4 protein-coding genes are annotated in these 6,828 nt (G+C 39.5%); all 4 read right to left on the reverse strand.

The annotated features are described in order from the left end of the window. Window positions 1–28: 28 nt before the first annotated feature. On the reverse strand, window positions 29–1,375 hold the full coding sequence (gene prsR / locus F9817_RS20355; protein WP_161158022.1) for a PEP-CTERM-box response regulator transcription factor: 1,347 nt from the start codon (window positions 1,373–1,375) through the stop codon (window positions 29–31). Window positions 1,376–1,884: 509 nt separating this feature from the next. Beyond that, complete coding sequence (gene prsK / locus F9817_RS20360) at window positions 1,885–3,930, reverse strand: XrtA/PEP-CTERM system histidine kinase PrsK (protein ID WP_161158023.1); 2,046 nt, start codon at window positions 3,928–3,930, stop codon at window positions 1,885–1,887. Between the two features lie 346 nt (window positions 3,931–4,276). Continuing rightward, the gene (locus F9817_RS20365; protein ID WP_161158024.1) at window positions 4,277–5,194 is read right to left on the reverse strand and encodes a PEP-CTERM sorting domain-containing protein; all 918 of its coding nucleotides are present in this window, start codon (window positions 5,192–5,194) and stop codon (window positions 4,277–4,279) included. Between the two features lie 459 nt (window positions 5,195–5,653). Then, complete coding sequence (locus F9817_RS20370; RefSeq protein WP_161158025.1) at window positions 5,654–6,550, reverse strand: PEP-CTERM sorting domain-containing protein; 897 nt, start codon at window positions 6,548–6,550, stop codon at window positions 5,654–5,656. Window positions 6,551–6,828 lie beyond the last annotated feature (278 nt).

Raw genomic sequence — 6,828 nt, forward strand, 5'->3', positions numbered from 1 at the left:
AACAATGGTCAACTCACTACGATCATAGCTATTTACGCAAAGAAAACTTCTCCATAAGTGCATACAAAGTAGGGCGAGTAATACCTAGTAGCCCAGCGGTATTAGACATATTGCCGTCACTGATTGATAACGCTCGCGTCACCGCTTGTTTTTCAGCAACTTCGCGAACGTGTTTTAAGTTGATTTCCAGCGCAGCAGATTCTTCATCGACAGGTAGTGCTAGATCTTGCACGGTGATGTTTTTGCCATCGGCCATAATACAAGCGCTTTTGACGCGGTTTTGTAACTCACGAACATTTCCTGGCCATGGATACTGAATCAGAGCTTGAATTGCTTCTTCGGTAAATCCATTGATCTGTTTACCGATTTGTTGACAGTTGGTTTGTAGTACGGAACGAGCAATAAGAATAATGTCTTCACCACGCTCTTTTAAGGGTGGTATATTAATGGTCATTTCGCTAATACGGTAAAAAAGATCTTCACGAAATGCTTTTTCAGCCACCATTTCTTGAAGGTTTTGATGGGTAGCACAAACGATGCGTACATCCACTGGAATATCTTGTCTACCACCGATACGTGTCACCACTTTTTCTTGTAAGAAACGGAGTATTTTGGCTTGTAAGGGATAAGGCATATCACCAATTTCATCCAAAAATAACGTGCCACCTTGGGCGCACTCAACTTTCCCTTTCGTGGTTTTCACTGCGCCAGTGAAGGCGCCCCGTTCATAGCCAAACAGTTCACTTTCAAGTAATGTTTCAGGAATCGATGCACAGTTAATCGCGACAAATGGGTGATCTTTGCGCTGACTTGAATCGTGAATGGCATGGGCAAGCACTTCTTTGCCTGTCCCACTTTCCCCAAGCAATAAAGTGCTCACATCGGTAGGGGCAATGCGTTCGATTAGTTCACAAACACGCTGTACTTCAGGGCTGTGGCCGATGAAACCATTGTGGTTAAGCGAATGCTTTTTTAAATTTTCATTTTCTAGTTCAAGATTCGCCATGACAAAGGCACGACTGAGCATCACAGAGAGAATTTGGTGATCAATGGGTTTTTGATAGAAATCATGAGCTCCCATATCAACAGCTCGTAGGGCGTGATCTTTTTGATCGTTACCGGTAATGACTATGATTTTGGCTTTAGGCGCTAACGCGAGGATCTCTTTTAAGGTTGCAAAGCCTTCACTGGCATTATCGGCGTCGGGGGGTAATCCTAAATCTAGGGTGATCACCTTAGGTTCGTGACGACGTAACGCATTAATTGCTGTTGCTCTATCCCCAACAGTGACGATGTCATACTCGGGGAACGCCCATTTTAATTGTTTTTGAATGCCACGATCATCTTCAATAATCAGTAGTGTTTCCCTTTCCATTACGTATAGCGCCTTTTCCTTTGAACGGTTACAAACGGTACTTGTTATGCTTATGCATTCGCCAACAACTCGCTAGGGATATACAAAAGCTTCTGGTTGTGTATTTCTTGTGATCATGTATGCCCGACAAAAAGGGCTACCTTGTTAAAGTTCTATTGATAAAATAAATTTTAATAAGGTAACTCTTGTGATTACTGAATGATGTTATCCGTTATTACAGTATTAATTATATGCCTATGATTAAGGTTTTAATGCGTTGATTGAGAGCAGAAATGAGAAAAATGTTAAATCGGATGAGTTGCTACCCAATTTATATATAACGGTATCAATCACGCATATGTATAATTTTGTCTAAATGCTAAGTTACTAATTTAATTATATTGAATAGGCTATATCGTCCTTATTAAAAATAGAAGAGAACGGAAAAATTTCCTGCCTAATTCACGGTATATTCTTAAAGTTAAGACACCAAGCGCAGCGGTTCATTGAGTATGGTGTTTCTTTTTGCTTTACATCGTTTGTACGGTAAATGGAATGTGTAAAACAAACTGTGATCCTTCACCTAGGGTTGAATCAACCTGAATATACCCACCAAGTTGTTCAATAAATTTTTTGGCATCGTAAGCGCCAATGCCCATACCTGAATTGCCTTTTGTCGTATCGAAAGGCTTAAACAAACGTTTCTCGATAAACTCTTCACTCATTCCCGAGCCGTTATCTGCAATTTTAATCAAATAGTGGTTGTTCTCTAGAGCGGTTGTCACCTGAACGAAACCGTCGGACTTAGTCGCCTCTTGTGCATTTTGTATTAAATGGATCAACATATTGCGAAATCGCTCTTGATCGGTATTGAGAGTTAAGGACTGCGTAGTGTCTGAATGGTAAATAGGTTGGGGTTGCGACGTCTGACATTCCACACAGCAGTCTTGTATAACATCTTCGACGGAGAACGTTTTATCCACTTGGGTAGAGGTTTCTTTTTTACGAAGGTGCTCAACCACTTTACTGAGACGTTCCACCGCAGAATCAACGGTATCAAAGGCATCATCAATAAACTCAGGATTGTCTCTATGACGTTGAGCATTTTGCGAAAGTAACTGTAATTGAGCCAGAATGTTTTTTAAATCATGAGCGAGAAAGGCAGACATTCGGTTAAATGTGTCGAATTGCTGATTCTCGGCCAAAATTTGATTGGTTAGATACAAATTCAAATAAACAGATAACTGTTTACTAATCGCAAACATGAGGTCGCGATCTTCCCAATTGAGCGAGTGGGTTGTATTTGGATGAGAAATAAAACAGACGTGACTATTGCCATTGTGATTAATGATAGGAACGACATAATCGAAGGTTTCAATTTGTTCGGCGAGGGTTTCATCGTAGCTGAATGGATCTTGGCTGTGACCATTCGCGAGTTGTTTGATATCAATTATCCATGCATGTTCAATCGATGCCTTGGCCAAAGGCACTAAAAGGTCATCCGCTTCAGGGTACCCCTGTTTTAGATTATAGAGTGTTTTATTGCTCAATTTATCGTTTGCGACCGTCGCTAATAAGCCTGCATCGCAATCGAAAGGCTGAATTATGGCGCTGAGTGCAATTTGAAAGGGTTCATTGACGTTTTGCTCCAAAATAGCAGCGAACTTCATCCATTCTTCACGGTATTCATATTTGTTTGCGTAAAAGTGCTTGGTAATAAAAACCTTCAGCTTTCGCCTGAGAGATTCTGACGTAAATAGACTGGCGAGAAGCAGTACACTGAGGGCAAAAAATACGTTCTGAGCAACACTTCCCCAGTTTTCGCCAAGGTATCGGATGTAATACCCCGCGATTGCCATGACCAGCAAATAAATACCAGCAATAGTGAGTAATGTGCTGCTGTATACGACTTCCCGAGAGACATAAATTCGAGTTGACCAGTTTTTGACTCGTCGTGCTGTCATAGTAATTAATGGAATAGTGACAATAGCGACCCAACCGCGAGCCAAAAAGAATAGGCCATCGACACGATTTGTAAGAGCGCCATTTGCATACAATGCAAAGTCGTAGGCGAAAGTCATTCCTAAACCCAAGGTGATAGGTTTGATGGCCCAGCGGTCTTGCTTGTCTGTGCGACGATAGAGTTGTTCGATAAACCATAGTCCAACCGCTGATTGCGCAAGGTGAATCAACAAAAGATAACGGTTAGGTAGCCAGTAGGTAGTGACAGTGCTGATTTCTACGATGATGAGTAAGATGAATACTGGCAGAGTTCGTCTTACAAAATGATCTTTACTAAGAAATTCCCGTAATGTTTTTTGATCACTTAAAGTGCCGATAATGAGTAATAACCAACCGGCATTACGTAGTGTCTCGATAGGCAATAGCAGTTGACCTACTCTAGGATATATTGCCAAAGCGGCGGTGAGTGACCATAGTGCGCTTAATAATGAGGAAATTAATAATAATGATCGTTGCAGAGTTTTTTGTTTCGTTGTTAATAACAGAATAAACAAAAATAAAAATCCCAAAGCAACAATGCCATATCCTGCAGAATTCAATAATAAATCCGACATAATTTCCTATTAAATATCCGATGCAACCCAGTCGCTAACTATGACTTAGGCCTAGATTAGATTGTGATGTTTTACTTTAGCGCTTTGGCCACTAATAGCCAAACGACTTCGCTGCTCAATGTGCGTTAAGCGTTAATTGTGAGAAAATTCGCCGGCATTTATTCGTTTCTACGCGGTATGAAGAGCTCAGCAGTTTATGGGGCGATACATATTCGATGAACCACTATCTAGAATTGTTTCAGCATATTTGTTTAATCATAAATAAAAAATCCCAGAGCCTAAAGAAGACGCTGGGATTTATAGCGGTAATCAAAAAACCTAATTCGCTAACCAACTGCGTGTATGGTTATAGTTCCATCTGCTTTTTGTTACGGCGACGTTGGAATCCAGCTAAGCCTATAAATGCGAGACCCATTAGAGATAACATACCTGGTTCTGGTACTCTACTAGCCAAATCGACAGTGCCGGTATTACTAACGCCGTAAGCATAACCACCATCTGCTATTGCTTGTGATAATTTTAATGTGGTCGTACCAGAGTTACCATTCAAATAGTCATCAATGTCTTCACCTGAATAGTTTTCAATAGCTTCGGCATAGCTATCATAGACGCTACTAGGGAAGCCAACTGTGGTGATAACATCAAAGTAATAAGCTTCGTAATCAACAGACGAAATAAGATCTGCTAAATCAACCCATTCACCGTCGACTTCGACATAGAAGTAGCCTTCAGCAACGTCGGAAATCGATAATGTTAACGAAATTTGTCCGACAGTTAGATTGCCATCAGCATCTAGGGATAGCAAAGAACTGCCGTCCACAACAGTTAAACTCAGAATGACCTCTCCATCAGAGTTGTACCAATTCATTGTTGAACCATCAAAATATGCTGTAGAGTACGTATATGTGTCGCCTGAACTTGTAGTGGATGAAACCGTGTTGTTTAAATAACCGGTTAAAGTATTAACTGTATATATACCATCTACTGATGTATCAGTTGCTGTTAAATACGTATAGTCAGTGAAAGTATCACCATCACTGAGAGTGCCATTACTGTCTGCGTCTGTAAGATGAACGATACTGTAACCAAAGAAATTTAGGGTATCGATATCGGTTAATGAACCGTCATCAATCACACCATCTCCATCAGAATCAATCGCCCAGTTAAGACTCGATAAAGAGAAGGAACCAGCATAAGCTTGACTAGAAACGAGTACTACCAAGCAGAGCATTATGAGTTTTCCCATATTATGTAATGCTTTCATATTATTTACCTTTGTCCATGATGAGGTTTTTGTTACCGCTCTAATACGAAGCATTAATGATGCCATATTTTTTATTATATATTTTTCAATAAGTTAAATTAAAATTAGTGAGATTGGACGAGGAGGGGAACGTTAGACTGTATAGATGTTTGACATGGTTGCATATAAATATAAATATGACTATTAGTTTATATTCAATAAGTTGTACTTATTATCTTGTTATTATGAGATTATTATCATAATAAGATATTGAATAAAAACGATATTTAATTATTTTGATATCGAGATGAATGTAAATTATCCTGACACTGGTTAAGTAGGATTAATTTAACCTATTGAAATTAAAAATTTAAATAAAGATAAGTAAGGGGGAAGGGATTAAAATAGATGCCACTTCCAAAGATTTCTCTCGTGTCAGTGACATCATTATTTAGATATAAAGTCAGAGTGATAAATGGCTTAGCAATGCGTTAGTTTAAGTTGGAATTTGCGGCGACGCTGTAGTCCGGCTAAACCAATAAAAGCGAGTCCCATTAAAGTAAGCATGCCTGGCTCAGGAACTCGGCGAGTGAGGTCGACCGTACCGTCATTGACGACCACAAACGTATAGCCAGAACCAGTAAAGGCATCTGTTAAATCTACAGTGGCTATTCCTGCATAATCAGTTAAATAAGTGCTAGTATCCACTGTGGTATAAGCATTAAGCTCAGCCTCATAAGCCGCAAGGATTGCATCAGGTACCCCAGCATAAGTCAGCACACTAAAGTAGTAAGCGTCATAAGGTTTACTCGCGACTAAGTCTGCAAGATCGACCCAAGTCCCATTCACATCAACATAGAAATAGTCGGCAACGACAGAATCAATGCTGAGCGTTAGAGATATTTGACCGATGGTTAAATCAGTACCATCCAATAGCAATAATGAACTACCGCTGGTTACGCTAATGGTTAGGATTGAGGTATCAGAGGCATCATACCAACTCATCGTCGAACCATCGAAATAGGCCGTCGAATACGTTAAGCTGCCAAAAGTCACAGTATTATCCAATGTCCCAGTCATGGTATTCAGCGTGTAGATACCAGCGAGATCATCGGCGGTAAGATAATTGTAGTCAGTAAAGGTATCATTATCAGTCAATGTTCCGCTAAAGTCGGTATCAGAAACTGAAACTAAAGTATAACCCGCAAAATCTAGCGTATCGATATCGACAAGTCCGTCAGAGGTGTCGCCATTTCCATCGATATCAACAGCCCAATCTAAACCAGCGAGTGAAAAAGATCCTGCATATGCTTGGCTTGCACTTGCGAGTGCAAAACAGAGCAAGAATCCTTTTATCATTTTGCTTAATATAGCCATGTAATTAATCTCCACATCGACATCCGAATTGTGTTGGTTTTTTTATTGCGGATATCATTTAGCAGGAATAATGCCAATCGTAATTAAATAGATTAATCAGGTGGTTGCGTTAGGAGTGATGAATATATTCATGCTAATTTGAGTAACCTGTAAAATACACTGACAAGTAACCTATTTAAATTAACAATATTGTAATTATGAGTGTGTAATTATCTTTTAATAGTTAGTTAAAACAATATGTTTTACTGTTTTTATTGTTTTTTATCACATTTTAATAG

The sequence above is a fragment of the Vibrio eleionomae genome (assembly GCF_009874545.1).
In the GTDB taxonomy this organism is placed as follows: domain Bacteria; phylum Pseudomonadota; class Gammaproteobacteria; order Enterobacterales; family Vibrionaceae; genus Vibrio; species Vibrio nitrifigilis.